The 17559-nt window shown below is 69.4% G+C and carries 15 protein-coding genes; 7 read left to right on the top strand and 8 right to left on the bottom strand.

What is annotated here, in order from left to right; all coding sequences use genetic code 11:
- Window positions 1–86: 86 nt before the first annotated feature.
- From ACFXMG_RS29435 to ACFXMG_RS29400, 8 genes are all read right to left on the bottom strand, one after another.
- On the bottom strand, window positions 87–1391 hold the full coding sequence (locus tag ACFXMG_RS29435) for a tyrosine-type recombinase/integrase (RefSeq protein ID WP_383816516.1): 1305 nt from the start codon (window positions 1389–1391) through the stop codon (window positions 87–89).
- Window positions 1392–2066: 675 nt separating this feature from the next.
- Complete coding sequence (locus tag ACFXMG_RS29430) at window positions 2067–3047, bottom strand: beta-ketoacyl-ACP synthase III (RefSeq protein ID WP_383816747.1); 981 nt, start codon at window positions 3045–3047, stop codon at window positions 2067–2069.
- 56 nt (window positions 3048–3103) lie between these two features.
- Window positions 3104–3358, bottom strand: a complete 255-nt coding sequence (locus ACFXMG_RS29425; protein WP_383816518.1) for a phosphopantetheine-binding protein — start codon at window positions 3356–3358, stop codon at window positions 3104–3106.
- A 115-nt stretch (window positions 3359–3473) separates the two neighbouring features.
- Window positions 3474–4121, bottom strand: coding sequence for an undecaprenyl diphosphate synthase family protein (locus ACFXMG_RS29420; RefSeq protein WP_383816521.1), 648 nt, complete (start codon window positions 4119–4121; stop codon window positions 3474–3476).
- Window positions 4122–4164: 43 nt separating this feature from the next.
- Complete coding sequence (locus ACFXMG_RS29415) at window positions 4165–4509, bottom strand: hypothetical protein (RefSeq protein WP_384119960.1); 345 nt, start codon at window positions 4507–4509, stop codon at window positions 4165–4167.
- Between the two features lie 879 nt (window positions 4510–5388).
- Window positions 5389–6108, bottom strand: a complete 720-nt coding sequence (locus ACFXMG_RS29410) for an HAD family hydrolase (RefSeq protein ID WP_383816525.1) — start codon at window positions 6106–6108, stop codon at window positions 5389–5391.
- A 147-nt stretch (window positions 6109–6255) separates the two neighbouring features.
- Window positions 6256–7341 (bottom strand): polyprenyl synthetase family protein, encoded by a 1086-nt coding sequence (locus tag ACFXMG_RS29405; RefSeq protein ID WP_383816528.1) that lies wholly within the window; start codon window positions 7339–7341, stop codon window positions 6256–6258.
- Window positions 7342–8258: 917 nt separating this feature from the next.
- Window positions 8259–9569: a hypothetical protein gene (locus ACFXMG_RS29400; RefSeq protein WP_384119963.1), complete on the bottom strand. Its 1311-nt coding sequence runs from the start codon at window positions 9567–9569 to the stop codon at window positions 8259–8261.
- Window positions 9570–9805: 236 nt separating this feature from the next.
- Here ACFXMG_RS29400 and ACFXMG_RS29395 point away from each other — a divergent pair, with 236 nt between their 5' ends.
- The 7 genes from ACFXMG_RS29395 (at window position 9806) to fni (ending at window position 17414) form a co-directional block, all read left to right on the top strand.
- Window positions 9806–10654, top strand: coding sequence for an HAD family hydrolase (locus tag ACFXMG_RS29395; protein WP_384338869.1), 849 nt, complete (start codon window positions 9806–9808; stop codon window positions 10652–10654).
- A gap of 48 nt (window positions 10655–10702) precedes the next feature.
- Complete coding sequence (mvk, locus tag ACFXMG_RS29390; protein WP_383816536.1) at window positions 10703–11761, top strand: mevalonate kinase; 1059 nt, start codon at window positions 10703–10705, stop codon at window positions 11759–11761.
- Window positions 11751–12821, top strand: a complete 1071-nt coding sequence (mvaD, locus tag ACFXMG_RS29385; RefSeq protein ID WP_383816537.1) for a diphosphomevalonate decarboxylase — start codon at window positions 11751–11753, stop codon at window positions 12819–12821. Before mvk ends, mvaD begins: the two co-directional genes overlap by 11 nt.
- Window positions 12818–13948, top strand: a complete 1131-nt coding sequence (locus ACFXMG_RS29380) for a phosphomevalonate kinase (RefSeq protein WP_383816540.1) — start codon at window positions 12818–12820, stop codon at window positions 13946–13948. Before mvaD ends, ACFXMG_RS29380 begins: the two co-directional genes overlap by 4 nt.
- Window positions 13949–13972: 24 nt before the next feature.
- On the top strand, window positions 13973–15028 hold the full coding sequence (locus ACFXMG_RS29375) for a hydroxymethylglutaryl-CoA reductase (RefSeq protein WP_383816543.1): 1056 nt from the start codon (window positions 13973–13975) through the stop codon (window positions 15026–15028).
- Entirely contained in the window at window positions 15025–16290 is a 1266-nt protein-coding gene (locus ACFXMG_RS29370) for a hydroxymethylglutaryl-CoA synthase (RefSeq protein ID WP_383816546.1), read from the top strand. Before ACFXMG_RS29375 ends, ACFXMG_RS29370 begins: the two co-directional genes overlap by 4 nt.
- A 68-nt stretch (window positions 16291–16358) precedes the next feature.
- Complete coding sequence (gene fni, locus ACFXMG_RS29365; RefSeq protein WP_383816548.1) at window positions 16359–17414, top strand: type 2 isopentenyl-diphosphate Delta-isomerase; 1056 nt, start codon at window positions 16359–16361, stop codon at window positions 17412–17414.
- The last annotated feature ends 145 nt before the right edge of the window (window positions 17415–17559 follow it).

The raw sequence follows: 17559 nt of genomic DNA, 5'->3' as shown, positions 1-17559 counted from the left end.
GACCCCCGCCCGCTGGGGGTCAAGGGGTCGCAGGTTCAAATCCTGTCGTCCCGACCATGCGGAAACGCTGGTCGGAGGCCGTTCTCTCATTCGTGGGAGGGCGGCTTTTCGTGCGTCCGGCGGCGTGGTGGTCGCAGTGTGGTCGCACGCCCGGGCTGGGGCTGATTCGTCAGGGTGCTGGTGGCGGGTGGTGCGGGGGAGCGGAACCGTCCGAGGGCTTCGTGGAGGCGGTTGAGGTGGTCGCGCGGTGGTCGTAGCCACGCGGGCCGGTCCGTACGACTGGCCGTTGGCTGGGCGCCGCTGAGGACGTGGTCGATGGTGTCGACGGCCTGGTGCGCGGCCTGTTGGGTGAGGTGACTGTAGGGGTTCGCGGTGGTCGACAGGGTGGAGTGCCGCAGTGTCTTGGAGACCACGGTGAGCGGGACGCCGGCAGATGGTGATGGTGGCGGCGAGATGGCGCAGGTCGTGGACCGTGACCCGGGGGACGCCCGCTTCTTCGGACAACCTATGAAGCCGGTCGAGCACCAGATGTGGCCCGAGCGGACTGCCGTCGGGCCGGCAGAAGACCAGCCCCGCGAGCGGATCGCGCGGGTCGCCGCGAAGAGTTGGAGCGGATCGCGCGGGTCGCCGCGAAGAGTTGGAGCGGATCGAGCCCGATGCCGCAGCGCGGTGGCGACCCGGGGTGAGATGGCGATCCAGCCTCTGCTCGACCGGGTTTTGGGGGTGGTGATGACCAGGCGGTTGTTGTCGATGGCGGAGAGCGTGCAGCGGATGTAGAGCACGCCCTCGTTGAGGTGGACGTCGTCCCAGTGCAGTCCGAGGGCCTCTCCCTTGCGCATGCCAGTGAGGAAGCGCGCCCCCTCCTCTGCGGTCCAGATCCGCCGTTCCGGCGACGGCGGCCGGCGCAGGACCGGGGGAGAGGCGGGGTTGTGGGGGAGGCGGTGCCGGCGGACGGCGTCGCCGAGGGCGCTGGAGAAGGTGGCCAGGCACCGGTAGAGGGTGGTGCGGCCGCGGCCGGCGGCGAGCTGGCCGGTGACGAAGGCCGTGATGTGGCGGTGGGCGAGCTGGTCGAGCTTGAGGGTGTCGAAGGCGGGGACGAGATCGTTGCGCACGTAGTCGCGGTACCGGGCCATCGTCGTCGGCTTCAGCACCAGAGCCTTCCCCGCCAGCCACGCGTCCAGATATGCGGCGACGGTCTGGTTCGGGTCTGCGTCGAACCCGCCGGCTTCACCCTCGAGGAACCGGCACAGTGCCTCTTCGGCCGAGTCCTGGCTGGTGAAGCCGCCCCGGCGCACCGTCGTCCGACGGTGGCCCAAGGCGGGGACATCGACGGCGAAGCCCCAGGTCCCGTGAGTGCTGTCGGCGAGCAGATGAGGGCAGCGGGTACCCATCTGACGCCGGTGGGTGTCCCGGCAACCACAGCGACGGTAGATGCGGCCTCGGCCGGTGCTGGTACGCATGGCGATCGCCTCCACCAGGCGGGAAAGGTCCGACACCCTCATCCTGCGACCACACGCGACCACCAAGCCCGTCGGAGGGCCTGTGACCAGCGGTTTTCCCTTGCCTACGTGCCAAGGGCCGTCTCCAAGCTTGCGGGACGATCACCGGGTGGCATCTGCCGGCAATGCGATCCTTCAAGAGCGTTTAACGAGCTCGTGCACGGTCGGCGGTGAGACGTCGAGCCTTGGATGGTCGATCACGGTCGGGTGGTGGGGAACACATCTCGCGCCGAGCGCTGGCCTGCAGCAGTCGGCCGTTGGTGACAGGACGCGTGGCAGGGTTTGCGCGACTTGCTCAGCTCCCGTCGGGCGTGGCCGATCGGGCGGCGGCAAATGGCGCACCGTTCACCGACCGCTTTGGTGAACTGTCGCTTTCTGAAAGGGACTTTGGGGTTCTCGCGCAGCGGATCGTGGCGGCCGACGGGGCACGAAAGAGGCGGGTCCGGGAGCGCGCACCACCCGAGCACCCGAGCCGTTCGCACCCTCGTGGTCTGCAACTGCGGCAACGAGTGGGTGGGAAGGGCTTGGTGCCCAGAGCGCAGGAGGCCGTGGGCACCGGCCGTCGTGTCAGCGGTGTACTGGTTTGATGTCGGACCAGATCAGGGCCGCGGACCCCCATGTCACGCCACCGCCGAAGGCGGTCAGGATGACGCGGTCTCCGCATTTGAGGTGCCCTTCCTCCACGGCGGACGCTAGCGCCAGGGGGATGGACGCGGCGGCGGTGTTCCCGATGTCCTCGATGTTCGTGATCATTCGGTCCGTCGGAAGGGCCAGCCTCCTGGCCACGGCGTCCAGGATCCGTTGGTTGGCCTGGTGTCCGACGAACGCGTCCACGTCGGTGGGCTGCCACCCCACGGCCTCGCTGACGCGTCGTGCCGACTCGGCCATCGTCGCCACCGCGCTTGCGTAGACCTCGCGTCCGGCCATGGTGAGGTGCGGGCTGCCGGGCGGGATCGTGATCAGTTCCCTGCCGGTGCCGTCGCTGCCCAGTTCGGTGTGGAGTACGGCTCCAGGCGTACCGGCCTCGCCGCGTTCCAGCAGTACCGCGCCTGCTCCGTCGCCGAAGATGACCGCCGTGGCACGGTCCTCGGGGTCGATGATGGACGAGTATCGCTCGGCTCCGATGACCAGGGCGCTGTCGTAGGTACCCGATGTGATCATTGCAGCGGCCGTGGTGAGACCGTAGACGAATCCGGAGCAGACCGCTGAGAGGTCGAAGGCCGGGATTCCCGGCAGTCCCAGTGCCGATGCGACCTCGGGGGCGGTGGCCGGGCACCTCCGGTCCGGTGTGGTCGTCGCCAGCACCACCAGGTCACAGGCTTCGCGGCCGCCGGAGTTCAGTGCCGCCGCACCGGCCGCGACGGCGAGGTCGGCGGTGGACGTTCCGGCGTCCGCCACGCGGCGTCGGGTGATCCCGGTGCGGCTGTGGATCCACTCGTGCGAGGTGTCGAGTCGGCGAGACAGTTCGTGGTTGTCGACGGCTCGGGTGGGCAGGCAGGTGCCCAATCCCGTTACCACCGCCGCCGCGCCGGTGCTCTTCCGCGTGATGCCGGCGTTCCGCTCTTCGGCCGCTCCGGTGGTGGAGAGGGCACGAACGGGCGCCTTCACGGGACGACCTTGTCGGTGACGCGCGAGGAGACGAGCTGGATCGGGTCGCACAGGGTCAGGTCTCCGAGGCCGGCCTCCTCCCTCGACAGGTCGGCGCCGGTCTGCTCCTTGTTGAGGAGGACGAGTTCGGCCACGGCCAGGGAGTCGAGGTCGAGGCTGTTCAGGGTCGAGGTCTGGGTGATGTGGCTCGCCTCTGCCCCGAGGTCCTCGACGAGGATGCGGGTCAGGGGGGTGGTCAGGTCCTCGGGCATGGTCTTCCTCCACAAGAGAACTAGAGGGTTGATCGCAGTGGGGGGCGGTGCGGGGTGAGGGCCGGTGGCGTGAGACATGGCGGCCGTTGCACTGGGCATGGGTGCACGGGTTTGCTCAGACGCCGAATCGCCGGGCCTTGTTCTTGTACGTGAGATGGAGTTCCCGTAGGTCCTCGACGTCGAGGTCGGGAATGAGGGTGTCGATGAAGGCGAGTTCGACGTAGGGGGACAAGAGCGGCACGAAGGATGAGAGGCGATGGTCGCCTCCGGTGCGGACGACCAGGTCGATGGTGCGTGGGAGGTCGGCGACCTGTGCGATCGATTCGGTGGTGACCGGCGCGGGGCTGTTGCGAAGGGCGTTGACGATGCGGACGACCTCGTGGTCGAGGGACCAGCCTTGCATCTGGGTGATGTGGAAACCGCTGGAGTGCTCGCGGGTCATGGCGATGAGCTGCGAGCGGTAGGGCTCCTCGAGGAGGTCCAGGTCGCCGGAGACGGCCATGCGAACCGGAACCGTGCACATCTGGGGGATGGCCAGGCAGGCTTCGAGGTAGGCGCCGATCGCCTCAGGGCTGCGCATCAGGTTGTTTTTGGAAGACAGGGCGACGACCAGCTCGGTCGCGCCGTGCTTGCAGAGGTAGTCGGCGGTGAGGGCGATCTTCTCGGCGGCCTTGAGGTAGCCCGCGGAGAGCTCTTGGCCTTCGCGGGTGCACCACCGGCGGGTGCCGTCGGGAATCAGGAGGACGCGGCGCACGGGACTCATGTGGGTATCTCCTTGCTTGAGCCGGAGTGGGTGTTGGACGGGTTCAGGAGCCGAGGATCGGAGGGGTGGCGGGGATGTGTTCGAGCCATCGCTGGGGCAGTGAGTCCAGGTGCGGAAGGCCGTCGTCGGTGACGAAGGAGAGGCTGGTCTCGCCCTGGTAGCTGACGGCCAGGACGAACGCGGGGTATCCGTTGACCAGTACGCCGATGGGGTCCACGCGCCGGATCGGTTGGCCCTGGCAGGTGAGCGGGCTGCGCAGGGTGAACGAGGACGCGGTCGGGACCGCGTGGTCGGGGGCAGCCAGCAGACCCGCTGATGCGCGGCCGAGCCGGTGGGGAAGGTGATCGGTCAGGATGCGCATCGCGGATCGGACCGTGGGACTCTTCACGGGCGCGAGGGCACGGCCCACCGCGCCGGGCAGGTCCTCTCGGAGTCGGATGCGCACGGGCAGGAGCTGATTCCCCGGGCGGTCGAGGTTCTGCAGGGTGCGCAGGTTCACTGGGATCACGAGTTGCACCGGCCGTGACCGTGGTGTCTGTCCGGTCTCTCCCGCCCAGTCGCGCAGTGCTGCGGAGACCGCGGCCGCGTAGGTGTCGGATACGGTCGCCCCTGGGGAGCGCAGGCAGGCGGTTGGTGTCCGTACCCACGAGAAGGTGCGCCCCACGGTGACGCGGTCACGGTCGAGGGGGAGCCAGGTTGCCTTAGGAACTGAGGAGGCGATGAGCCGGGCAGCGGTGGCCAGGTCCCGTGGTTTGGGGCGCCGGTGGCTGCCCGGGATCACTGCGGAGCTGGAGGATCCGGGGCCGAAGAGGGTTTCCAGGACGTGGGTGACGGCCCCGAAATCCTGGACGGCGTGATGGACCCGGTAGCACAGGGCCCATTTCTCAGGGTCTGGTCGTCGGATGAGCGTGAGGTCCCATGGCGGGCCGTCGCAGGGGAGAGGCTCTCGGCACAGCCCCGTCACGGTGGCTTCGATCGAGTCTGTGGTGCGTTCGCGTAGGTGGGTAGCGAGGTCGGGGTGTGCGGGCTCCCATGCCTCGCCGCGGATCCGGGTCCGCAGGGTGGGAAGGTCCGGCAGCCGATCGGCCAGGTGGCGGCGCAGGGTGGAGAGGGGCGGTACCGCTCCGTCTGCGTGGAGGACGGCGCCGATCCAATTGCCGGGGTCGGAGTTGAGTTCGAGGTCGAAGGGTGAAGGCCCGCCGTTGCGGAGCTGTCGCATCAGTGCCTGGTTTCGGAGGTGGAGCGGGCGGTCGGAGGGTGCTCGCGGTCAAGGGCGGTGACGTGTGAGGTCGGCGTCGGAGGCAAGGCTCGTCAGGTGAGCCAGGGCTGTGGAGCGGTTGACGATGGGCCAGCCCTCCGTGAGGGCACGGGCTTCGAGTTCGGCGTCGGGTTCGAAGGCGAGGGGGTGGCCGATTCGCTCGAAGATCTCGGCGTCGGCGGGTGAGTCGCCCATGGCGAGGGAGGCGGCGAGGTCGGCGGTGTCGCGGGCGGCTTTGGCCAGGAGGTCGTCGAAAGCGCGGTGTTTGCCGCCGGTGAGGGCAGGGGCAGCCAGGACCTGGTGCTGAAAGAAGCCGTCACGGCACGCGACCTCGGCCGCGTACCAGTGTCCGACGTTCAACTCTTCGGCCAGGAGGCGTACGACCTGGGAGGGGCTGCCGGAGATGAGGCAGATCTCGTAGCCGGCCGCGCGGAGTGCGGCGAAGGCGGGCCGGACGTAGTGGTGCAGGCGGGGTTCGGCGCGCTTCCACACCTGCTGGGAGCGGTGTTCCACCTGCGCGGTGGTCAGGCCGTGGAAGGTGCGGCTCATGAAGCGGTAGCCCATGGTGGTCATCTGGTCGTGGGTGATGTCGCCGTGGGCGAAGTCGGTCATGAGGCGGGTCAGGGCGGGGATGTCGACGTCGGTGTCCTGGGCGAGGGCATGGGCGAGGTCGAGGCCGAGGGCGCCGGTGAGGAGGGTGTCGTCGACGTCGAAGATGGCCAGTTTCATCGGGGCTCCTCGGTGTCGTGGACGTGCGGTGGGGTGGTTGCCGCGTCGCTGTGCGGTGGCGGGAGCTTCGCGGAGTTCGGGCGGGAGGGAGCGGCGCGTGGCGGCGGCCGGACGCACGGCCTACGTGGGAGGGCGGGTGAGCCGTGGTCAGCCGAGGCGCGAGACGCACTGGTCGACGAGCCGGTTGAGGAGTTCCGCGCCGAAGGGGTGCAGGGAGGAGTTGCCGAGGGCCTGGCGCGCCTGGGTGGTGTAGTCGGCCAGGAGGGTTTCGCCGAAGGTGCGGGCTCCGGTCTCGTCAAGGATCGTGCGCAGGACCCCGGCCTGTTCCTCGGTGAGGTCGGGGTTGCCGAGCAGGGTGTCCAGGTGTCGGTGTTGGGCGGTGTTGGCGGCGTTGCGGGCGTGGGCGATCAGGACGGTGGCCTTGCCGTCGCGGAGGTCGTCCAGGTTGGACTTGCCCGTAGTGTCGGGATGTCCGAAGGTCCCCAGGAGATCGTCGCGGAGCTGGAAGGCCATGCCCAAGGACGTTCCGATCCGTGAGAACGCACGCTGCACAGAGGGGCTGGCTCCCGCTAGGGCAGCGCCGAGGCGCAGGGGCCTTTCCACGGTGTACATGGCGGTCTTGTAGTGGATGACTTCCAGGGCTCCCTCGGTGTTCCGGGGATTGGCCTGCTCCAGTAGGTCGAGCAGCTGACCCTTCACGACCTCGCCGCGCATCTCCTGTGCGAGCAGGGCTGCCTCATGGAGGCGATCGTCGGTCGCGGTGGTGGCGTGCAGGAGTTCCGTGGACCACAGCAGGCAGAGGTCGCCGGCCAGAATGGCGGTGCCCATACCGTGACGTGCTGCGTCTCCCGCCCAGCCCTGTGCACGGTGGGCGGCTTCGTATGCCCGGTGCAGGGTCGGTCGGCCGCGTCGGGTGTCGGAGGCGTCCGCGATGTCGTCGTGAATCAGCATGGCGGCGTGCCAGAGCTCCAGTGAGGCCGCAGCGGGGAGGCAGTTGTCGGGCCGGTCGCCACCAGCGGCCAGGTAGCCTGCGTGGCACATCGCCGGCCGGAGCCGCTTTCCTCCTTCGAGAACGAACTGGATCACTTCGTCGACGAGGGGGGCCAGGGTGGGATGGCGGATCTCCGGGCGGGCAGTCAGGAACCCCCGCAGGTGGGCATCGACGTTGTGCCTGAAAGCGTTGAGGTGTTCAGTGACAGGGTCTGCCGGTCCCCATTCGGTGTTGGCTTTCACGGTGTTTCTCTCTCCGTCGTTTTGATATCCGGACCGGATGAGGGCGGGCGGCGGCTGCAACGGTGAGGCCGGAGCGGCGTGGAGGGGATGCGCTGGAGCCCGGCGTCCCCGGCCGCAGGAGGCGTCTGCGCCGTTGCGGACGGATTGTGGAGGAACGGGGCGCCGCGGCGCTGCTCCATATGTTGGTTATCGACGGACCTGGAAACGATGTCGCGTCATCTGTAGTGACGGACAGGAATCGGAAGGGCTGTCGATTGCGTTTTCATCAGTCAACCGGTTCGGCGTCAGCTCGGCGAGGGGTGAACAGCGGGATGAGTGCTGCATTCACCGCGAGATTGTGAAGTTGTGAAGGAAGGGCGGGTGAGGAATTCGCCCACCTGCTGAACCGGTCTCACGGCGGCCTGAGGGCCGCCGCACCTCTTTCATCCTCGATCCGTGCGGACCCGCGCCGCAGAGTGTGGCGTCGGGGCGCCCAGCGTCAGGTACATCAGCATGAGCAGGAAAGATGCTTGAACCAGCCCAGCCCAGCCCAGCCGTTGCACGGCACGGGACGAAGCGCGGCGCCTCGGAGGATACGACGTGCATGGAGACCACTCACGCACACCGCCTCGGACCGCGCTTCCTGACCCTCCCTGGTCGACCTGTCCCCCAGAGGCACCCATGTAAGCGCGCAGCAGCCTGAGCCCATCCGAGCGCGCCACGGTGGATGGCATCGGACGGATCTATGGGCACTTTCCATGATAAGTCCGAATGTGTGACAGTTTCCGGCGGGTTGCTGACTGGGGCGTTCGGCAGCGGGCACACTGCCGCCCATGCAAGATCCTTTTCCCTTTGGATCCGGGTGGCCCGACGCGCCCCGGCCGCTTCCCTTGCCTCTTGATTCGGACGGTCCACCCATGCCGCAGAAGTGCCGGTCGTCAGGGCCTGCCTGCCGCACGTGCGAGGAGTGTGGCGACCGGGGGATAGAGCCTGTGCGGACGGAGCCGCTGTTGCATGACGACGAGCCGCCTGGCGATCTGATGGGAGCGGAGCGCCGGATAGTCGTCGAGGACGACGTGCCAGTGCGAGAGAGCGGCGTCCAAGCTCCCTTGGGCCAGGAGCAATTCGGCGAGACGGGACCTGGTGAGGGCCCGGACTTGATGCTCGGAGGGAGCACGCAGCCGCAGCGAGGCTGTGAGCGCGTTGACGGCGCCGGGGAGATCACGCATTGAGGCGAGCACTTGGGCCCGTTGGTAGTAGAGCGCGCCTGGAGGGTAGTGCGTGAAGGGGCCGGGCGTGGTGTCAGCGCGTTCGTAGCTCTTCTCCGCCTCGGTGAGCGCCAGCACGGCAGCTCGCCGGTCGTCCTTGGCACGGACGACGGCGAGCTGGGCGTACGAGTACGCCCGGACGGCGAACGGCGCGTGGCGGGCGACCTCGACGGCCTGTTCCGCAAGGTGCCGGACGGCCGGGACCTGGTGCCCCAGGCTGTGTGCGTGTGTGGACATGGTCCGCAGGGCTATGGCCAGGGTGTCCGCGTCACTGGCCTCCGTGGCCAGTTGAAGGGCGGCGTGGTGATAGCGCTGGGCGAGGGCGTCGAAGCCTGCGGAGACGCATGAGTTGCCCAGCAGGAGGGTGAGCCGTGCGGCCTGGGACAGGAGGTTGGCGTGGACGGCGGTGGGTGCGGGGTTGTTGAGATGATGCAGCACGTTCTGGCCGATGTACGTGGCGAGGACCGTCCGCACGTGGTCTCCGCCTCGTAGTTGGGTGATCCCGAAGAGGTTCGAGACCATGGCCTGCATCTCTTCGACGGCGGACTGCCCGGCACGGTTCGCCGGGCTGGGTGGTGCCACGTACATGCTGAGGAACGATGTCTCCGACGCACCGGCCCATGCCAGCGCGCCCAGGCTGAACGGCTGGGTGGTCAGGAGGCTGCGCCGGTGGGGGTCGAGGTCGATCCGCGTGAGTGCCGAGAGTTTGCGTACGGCGTCCGCCTCCGGCTCCAGATCGAGCACGCGGTAGGGGGCGAGGCTCAGCCCGGCCTCCACCGCGCTGACCGGCCTGCCCAGCCGCCGGGAGAGTGCCTCGACCAGAAGCGAGGGGGCCGGCGGCCGGGGTGTCACACCCGCCAGCCAGCGGGACACCGTCGACCGGTCACAGGTGACGATCTCACCGCGTTCGGCCGCCACGCTCCGAATGGAGCCGGCCAGTTGAGAACCGCTCCATCCGGCCTCCTCCAGAAGCGCCTGCAATCGAGAATTGGGAACCCGCGACACCACGTCCTCCTCGTCACGGCCAGACCGAGGCGCACACGCCTTCACGAACGCACAAAGTGAGGGGGAGTGCACCGGAACCTCCCGGCGAACCTCTGTTCCGCTCGACGTACAAGCGGTGAACTGATGAATACCCGACTGTTGCGCGGTCAGTGCGGCGTGTATCCGCCATGCCGTGCGCTCCCGTCCTCCACATATCGGTGAAGGAGATGCCAATGACGTGCCTCATCCGCAACTCTGAGCGAGCAGAGACGCAGAGCATGTCATGCGGCACAGGGCGAATGTCCGAATCCGCTCTCCTGCCCGAGGCTGCTGGAGAAACTACTTCCGAATTCATGACGGCGTCGGAACGCCTCATGAAATTGGCGGTGCTCGACGTGGACGGGACCCTGTTGCCGGGGGCGCTCGGGCTCGACCTCGCCCACGCGCTTGCAAAGGACAGCTCGTTCGACCTTGGAACACTCGCCGACATCATGGCGCACTACCAGCATGGTGCGATCAGCCACACGGCGATGACGTTGTACGCGCACCGTGTCTTCCGGGAGACCTTCGCCGGGTTGTCCGAGGAGCACGTAGCGTCACGCGCCGAGCAGGTGTGGTGTCGTGCGCGGCAGCGCGTGTTCCCCTACGCGCGTCCGGCCCTGGCGGCACTGCAGCAGGCCGGATACGAGATCTGGCTGATCTCGGGGAGCCCCGCCGTATCTGTCCGGATGGCCGCCCTCGACCTGGGCGTGAGCCACTGGAGAGGAACGGAGCTGACTGTCCGTGAGGGGCGCTACACCGGCGAGGTGACGTCCACGCCCGCCCTGGTGGGCGGCAAGCGCCGTGCCTTCTTCGACCTGCTCTCCCGCGTGCAAGGACGACGGGTCGACGTTGGGCGGTCCCTGGCCGTCGGCACCGCCCCCATCGACATCGAGGTGTTCCATCTGGTGGGACATCCGGTGGTGTTCGAACCCGACCCCGATCTGGATGCGATCACACGGACCCATCTGTGGCCGGTCGTCGACCAGTCCACCGCCTACGACGCCCTCACCACGCTCGTTCGCGCCCTCGACCCGCTCTGACCTTCCTTCTCCACACTCTCCGATGGCACGTCAGCAAAGGGCACAGCCGTGATCGTTCCCCCCAATCCTCCTGATTCCGCAGACAAGCACCCGCTCACGCCGAGCCGGGCCCCCTCCGATCCCGCCCCCGCCTCGGGGAAGATCATCCTCCTGGGCGAGCACGCGGCGGTCTACGGCGCCCCCGCACTGGCCCTGCCCATCACGCAGCTGTCCGCCAGAGCCGTAGCCGCCACCGCGGCGGTCTCGGCGAACGCAGGCAAGCCCCCCGTCACCTGCACCTACCGCCACCCCGACTCCGGAATGGCGCGCCCCCTCGCCGAGATGACAGGACTCCAGAGCCTCACCGATGCCTTCATGCGCCGAATCGGTCCGGCCGAGGAATGGCCCTGCGAGATCTGGGTCGACTGCGACATCCCCCCGGGCCGGGGTCTCGGGTTCAGCGCGGCCGTCGCGCGGGCTGCCGTCGCCGCACTGGCGGAGTTGTACGGGCTCCGCCTCACCGAGGACGTGGTACTGGAGCTCGTCCAGGTCTCCGAGAACATCACCCACGGTCTGGCCAGCGGGATCGACGCCCTGACCGTGGGAGCGGAGGCACCCGTGCTGATGGCGGGCGGCCGGGCCCGTACGCCGGACGTCGGGCTCGACGCGGTGGTCGTGGTCGCGGACTCCGGGATCCCGAGCAGGACCAGGGACGCCGTCGCCCTCCTCGGTCGCCGCTTCCAGGACGCCCCCGGGGCACAGGAGGTGTTCGTGCGCGCGGCCACCGACATCGCGGAGGGCGCGCTGGAGGACCTGGCCTCGGGCCGTGGCGAGGAGTTCGGGGCGGGGCTCAGCTCCTACCACCGGCTGCTCGGCGCGGCGGGGCTGAGCGTCGTGGGCACGGACGTGCTGGTCCTGGCCGCTCTCGACGCCGGAGCGTGGGGAGCCAAGATCAGCGGCGGCGGCCTGGGCGGGTGTGTGGCCGCCCTCTGCGCCGACGCGGATGTCGCCGGCCGGGTCGCGGAACGCCAGCGTGCGCTCGGCGCGGTACGGACTTGGACCGCTCCCCTCAGCAAGACCCGTACGCAGGACCGTCCCGCAGCGAGGAGGACAGGACATGGGAACTGACGACACCGGCACCACCACGGGCACTGCGATCGCGCATCCCAACATCGCGCTGGTCAAGTACTGGGGCAAGCGCGACGAGGACCTGATCCTGCCCTACGCCCCCAGTCTCTCCCTCACCCTGGACGTCTTCCCGACGACCACGTCCGTACGACTGGCGCCCGGCGCCGGGGCCGACACGGTCGTCCTCGACGGCGCGATGGCGACCGGCTCCACCCAACAGCGCGTCTCCGATTTCCTCGACCTCGTCAGGGAACGGGCGGGCCGGTCGGAACGGGCGGTCGTCGAGACCCGCAACACCGTGCCCACCGGGGCGGGCCTGGCCTCGTCGTCGAGCGGGTTCGCCGCGCTGGCGCTGGCCGCGTCCACCGCGTACGGGCTCACGCTCGACAGGGTCGCGCTGTCCCGGCTGGCCCGGCGCGGCTCGGGGTCCGCCTGCCGCTCGGTCTGGGGCGGCTATGCCCTGTGGCGTACGGGCGAGGAGGAGGGCGGTGACCCTGATCTCGACTCGTACGCGGTCCCTGTGCTGGCCGCCGAGATGGACCTCGCTCTGGTGATCAGCATCGTGGAGTCCGGGCCCAAGGCTGTCTCCAGCCGCGAGGCGATGCGTCACACGGTGGCGACCTCTCCCTGCTACCAGTCCTGGGCCGCGTCGAACGGCTCCGATCTCGACGCGATGCACCTCGCCCTGCGGCGGGGTGATCCGGAGGCGGTCGGGGAGATCGCGGAGCGCAGCGCGCTCGGGATGCACGCCACCATGCTGGCCGCGCGTCCGGCCGTGCGCTATTGGACCCCGGCCACTCTCGCCGTGCTCGACGCGGTGCTGCGGCTGCGCCATGACGGGGTGTCGGCCTACGCGTCGATCGACGCCGGTCCCAACGTCAAGGTGCTCTGCCGGGGAGCGGACGCCGCCCTGGTGTCGGACGTGGTCCGCGAGGCCACGGCCTGCCGGCTGGTCGTCGCCCGTCCCGGCCCCGGCGCACGGCTGCTCGCCGACGGCCGCGATCCGGCCGGGGGTGTCCCCGGCGAGGCGTCCGGCCCTGCGGGGAGGGAAGCCTCATGAGCTCGCGCACGGTGACCCGCCGGGCTCCGGGGAAGCTGTTCATCGCCGGGGAGTACGCCGTCACCGAGCCGGGGCGGCACGCCGTCCTCATGGCCGTCGACCGGTACGTCACCGTCACGGTGTCCGGCCTGCCCGTGGACGCCGCAGGCTGTCCCGCCGACATCGTCGTCGTGTCCGACCTTTCTCCCGAGCCGCTGCGGCTGCGGAGGGCGGGAGGAGGGCTCCAGGGATGTGACCCTCCCGACGAGCAGCGCGCGGCGACGGAACTCGCGCACGTCGTCTCCGCGATCGAGACCGTCGACCAGTGGTGGAGGCAGCGGAGGTTCCCGCGTCCCCGCGTCCTCGTCTGCGTCACCAGCACCCTCCACGACAACGGGCTCAAACTGGGCCTCGGTTCCAGTGGAGCGGTGACCGTGGCGACGGTGGCGGCGCTGGCCGCCTACGAGGGACGAAACCTTCCGCCGGAGACCCAGTACCGGCTGGCGATCCTGGCCCAGGCGAAGCTCGATCCGCTCGGATCCGGCGGAGACGTCGCCGCGAGCGCGTTCGGTGGATGGATCGCCTACCAGGCACCGGACCGGGCGGCCGTCCTGCAGATCGCACGCGGCCACGGCATCGACCGAGCCCTGCGCACGCAGTGGCCAGGGCTCGCCATCAACCGGCTCCCGCCCCCTTCGGGTGCGACCCTCCAAGTGGGATGGACCCGCGACGCCGCCTCCACGGCGGCGGTCCTCTCCTCCTTGCGCACCCGGGAGTGGGGCGGGAGCCCCTCGCACCGCACGTTCCTCGCGGACAGCGACGCCTGTGCCCGTGGAACGGCGACCGCGCTCAGGATGCGGGACCCCCGCCTCCTCGTGGAGTGGGTGCGCATCGCCCGGCTCGTCCTCACGGGACTGGACCAGGAGCTCGGCCTGGGCATCTTCACGGACGCCCTGACGGCGCTGTGCGAGGCCGCCGAAGAGGCCGGCGGAGCGGGGAAGCCATCGGGTGCGGGTGGCGGCGACTGCGGCATCGCCCTCATCCCCGCACGGAACGAACTCGCACGCACCCGCCTGCACTCGCGGTGGTCACGGGCCGGAATCACGCGCCTCTCCGTGAACACGGCGGAGTGGCGCGGCCTCACCTGACCCCGATCGATGAAGGGAAGTCACATGCTGGACAAGGAGCACGACGTCGCCGCCGTACCCCTGCGGTGGGTGGGCCCGATCCGGATCTCCGGAAACGTCATGAGAGGCGAGTCCGAGGTACCGCTCGCCACGTACGAATCACCGCTGTGGCCCTCGGTGAACCGGGGGGCGAAGGTCTCCAGGGTTACGGAGGCGGGGATCGTGGCGACGCTCGTGGACGAGCGCATGACCCGGTCCGTGCTGATCCAGGCGACGCACGCCCCGGCGGCGCATCACGCGGCCCAGCTCATCAGGGAGCGCATCGAGGAGCTCCGCCACGTGGTGCGGCAGACCAGCCGGTTCGCGCGGCTCCTCGACGTGCGGTGCGAGATCGTCGCCGACCTGCTGTTCGTACGCTTCGAACTGTCCACGGGGGACGCGTCCGGGCACAACATGGTCACGCTCGCCGCCGACGCGCTGCAGGCCCACATCCTGCGCACCGTGCCCGGGACGAGCTACTGCTCGATCTCCGCGAACTACTGCACCGACAAGAAGGCATCGGCCGTCAATGGCATCCTCGGGCGCGGGAAGAACGTCGTCACCGAGATCCTGGTGCCCCGCCGCGTCGTCACCGACGTGTTGCACACCACGGCGTCGAGGATCGCCCGCCTCAACATCCGCAAGAACCTCATCGGGACGTCGCTCGCGGGCGCCGTCCGCACCGCGAACGCCCACTACGCCAACATGCTGCTGGCCTTCTACCTGGCCACGGGGCAGGACGCCGCGAACATCATCGAGGGCTCCCAGGGGATGACCGTTGCTGAGGACCGAGACGGCGATCTGTACTTCTCCTGCACCCTTCCGAACCTGATCGTCGGAACCGTCGGAAACGGCAAGGACCTGGACTTCGCCGACCAGGCCATGGACCGGCTCGGCTGTCGCGACCAGAACGCCGGCACCGGCGGCAACGCCCGCCGCCTCGCGGTCCTGGCAGCCGCCGCCACGCTCTGCGGCGAACTGTCGCTGCTCGCGGCCCAGACCAACCCGGGCGAACTCATGAAGGCCCACACCACGCTGGAACGCACAGGAGGAACGGCATGACGTACCAGGTCCAGCCCAACGCCGAGCCGCGGGCGATCGGCATCCACGACCTCTCGTTCGCGACCACCCGGTTCGTCCTTCCGCACGCGGAACTGGCCCGGCGCAACGGAGTGCCGGTCGAGAAGTACCACATCGGCATCGGGCAGCAGTCGATGAGCGTACCGGCGGCCGACGAGGACATCGTGACCATGGCGGCCGCCGCGGCGGCTCCGATCCTCAAGCGTCACGGGAAGGAACGTATCCGCACCGTCCTGCTCGCGACGGAGACGTCCATCGACCAGTCCAAGGCCGCCGGCGTCTACGTGCACTCCCTCCTGGGGCTCTCCCCGCACGCGCGCGTGGTGGAGCTGAAGCAGGCGTGCTACGCGGCGACAGCGGCCCTCCAGTGCGCCATCGGCCTGATCCACCAGAACCCGCAGGAGCAGGTGCTGGTGATCGCCAGCGACGTCTCCCAGTACGACCTCGCCAGCCCGGGCGAGGCGACGCAGGGTGCGGGAGCCGTGGCCCTCCTGATCTCCGCCGATCCCGCGCTGCTGCGTGTCGACGGACCGTCGGGGCTCTACTGCGCGGACATCATGGACTTCTGGCGTCCGAACTACCGCCAGACCGCCCTGGTGGAAGGGCGGATGTCGGTCTCCGCGTATCTCCGGGCGGTCGAGGGCGCCTGGTCGGACTACACGCTGCGCGGGGGCCGTGAGATCGAGGCGTTCCACTCCTTCTGCTACCACCAGCCGTTCACCAAGATGGCCCACAAGGCCCACGCGCACCTCCTGCGCTGCCAGGACGAGGCGCTCCTCCCGGACTCCGCGTTCTCCGGGGGGATCTCGCCCGCTGAGGACACGAAGCTCTCCGAGGAGCTTGTCCGTGCCGTCGGCTACGCGCTGCGGTACACGACGGAGTACAACGCCGTCATCGGGAACAGCTACACCGCGTCGATGTACCTGGCCCTCGCCTCGCTCCTCGACCACGCGCCGGACCTGACGGGGCACCACATCGGCCTGTTCAGCTACGGGTCGGGCAGCGTGGCCGAGTTCTTCGGCGCGACGGTCGTGGCGGGCTACCGGGCGGCGCTGCGCACCGAGGCCCACGCCGAGGCCCTGTCCCAGCGCATCCCCGTCGACTACAGCACCTACCGCAGGCTGCGCAGGTACGCGCTGCCGCAGGACGGCGGCGAGTACCGGTTCCCCCGTCAGACCGGCGGGCTCTACCGGCTCGCCGGGATCTCCGGCCACAAGCGGCAGTACATCGCACTCGAGGACTAGCCACTGTCTCGGGGACGGGCGGGACGCACCCGGCCCGCCCGCTCCGGACTCGTTCGAGGGAGTTTCGGATGAAGGTTTCAGCGGATCGCAAGGACGCGCACGTCGAGCTCGCCCTCGCGCAGAGCGGCTTCGCCCAGCAGCGCAGTCAGTTCGACGACGTGAGGTTCGTACATCACGCCCTGGCGGGCATCGACCGGGGCGAGGTGTGGCTGGACGCCCACCTCGCCTCCTGGGACTGGCCGACGCCCCTCTACATCAACGCGATGACCGGGGGCAGCGAGATGACCGGGCTCATCAACCGCGAGCTGGCCATCGCGGCACGCGAGACCGGTCTGGCCATGGCGGTCGGCTCCATGAGCCGCTACTTCAAGGACCCGGACACAGCGGACACGTTCACCGTCGTACGACGGGAGAACCCGGACGGGTTCGTCATGGCGAACATCAACGCGACCGCCAGCCCCGAACAGGCCCTCCGCGCCGTCGACCTGCTGCGGGCCGACGCGCTCCAGATCCACCTCAACTCGATGCAGGAGACGATCATGCCGGAGGGCGATCGCTCCTTCGGCTCCTGGAAAGCGAACATCGAGAGGATCGCCAAAGCCAGCGAGGTGCCCGTCATCGTCAAGGAAGTCGGGTTCGGCCTCAGCCGCCCGAGTATCGAGACCCTGGACACACTCGGCGTCTCCATGGCGGACGTGAGCGGCACCGGCGGGACGAACTTCGCCCGCATCGAGAACGGCCGCCGGGAACACCGCGACCTCACCTACCTCGAAGGCTGGGGACAGAGCACACCCGCCTGCCTGCTGGAGGCACACGGCTGCGCGCTACCCCTGCTCGCCTCCGGGGGCATCCGCAACCCGCTAGACGTGCTGCGCTGCCTCGCCCTCGGGGCACGAGCCGTCGGTGTCTCGGGCGGATTCCTGGCCGCCGTCAGGAAGGGCGGGGCGACCTGCCTCACCGAGAAGATCGAGTCCTGGCTGGACCAGATCGCCGCCCTCATGACCGCCCTCGGCGCCCGCACACCGGCAGACCTCGCCGACTGCGACCTCCTGATCACAGGCGGGCTCCGCGAGTACTGCGACGGGCGCGGCATCAACCTCACCGCCCCGTTCACCCGCCGATGACGAGCCGGCGGTGGACGCGTCCCCGGCTCAAAGGGTTCGCGCGCAAGCGGAGACCATGCCGACACTGCGCGAGATCAACACGGCCCCACTGATCCGCCTCGATGGCCTCAGCTGCGAGGTCGTAGAGACCAGCGCGCACTACCGC

This window comes from Streptomyces sp. NPDC059201 (assembly GCF_042754585.1).
Taxonomy (GTDB): domain Bacteria; phylum Actinomycetota; class Actinomycetes; order Streptomycetales; family Streptomycetaceae; genus Streptomyces.
Note: the sequence above shows the minus strand (reverse complement) of the source record. Positions and strands in the feature narration are given on the sequence as shown.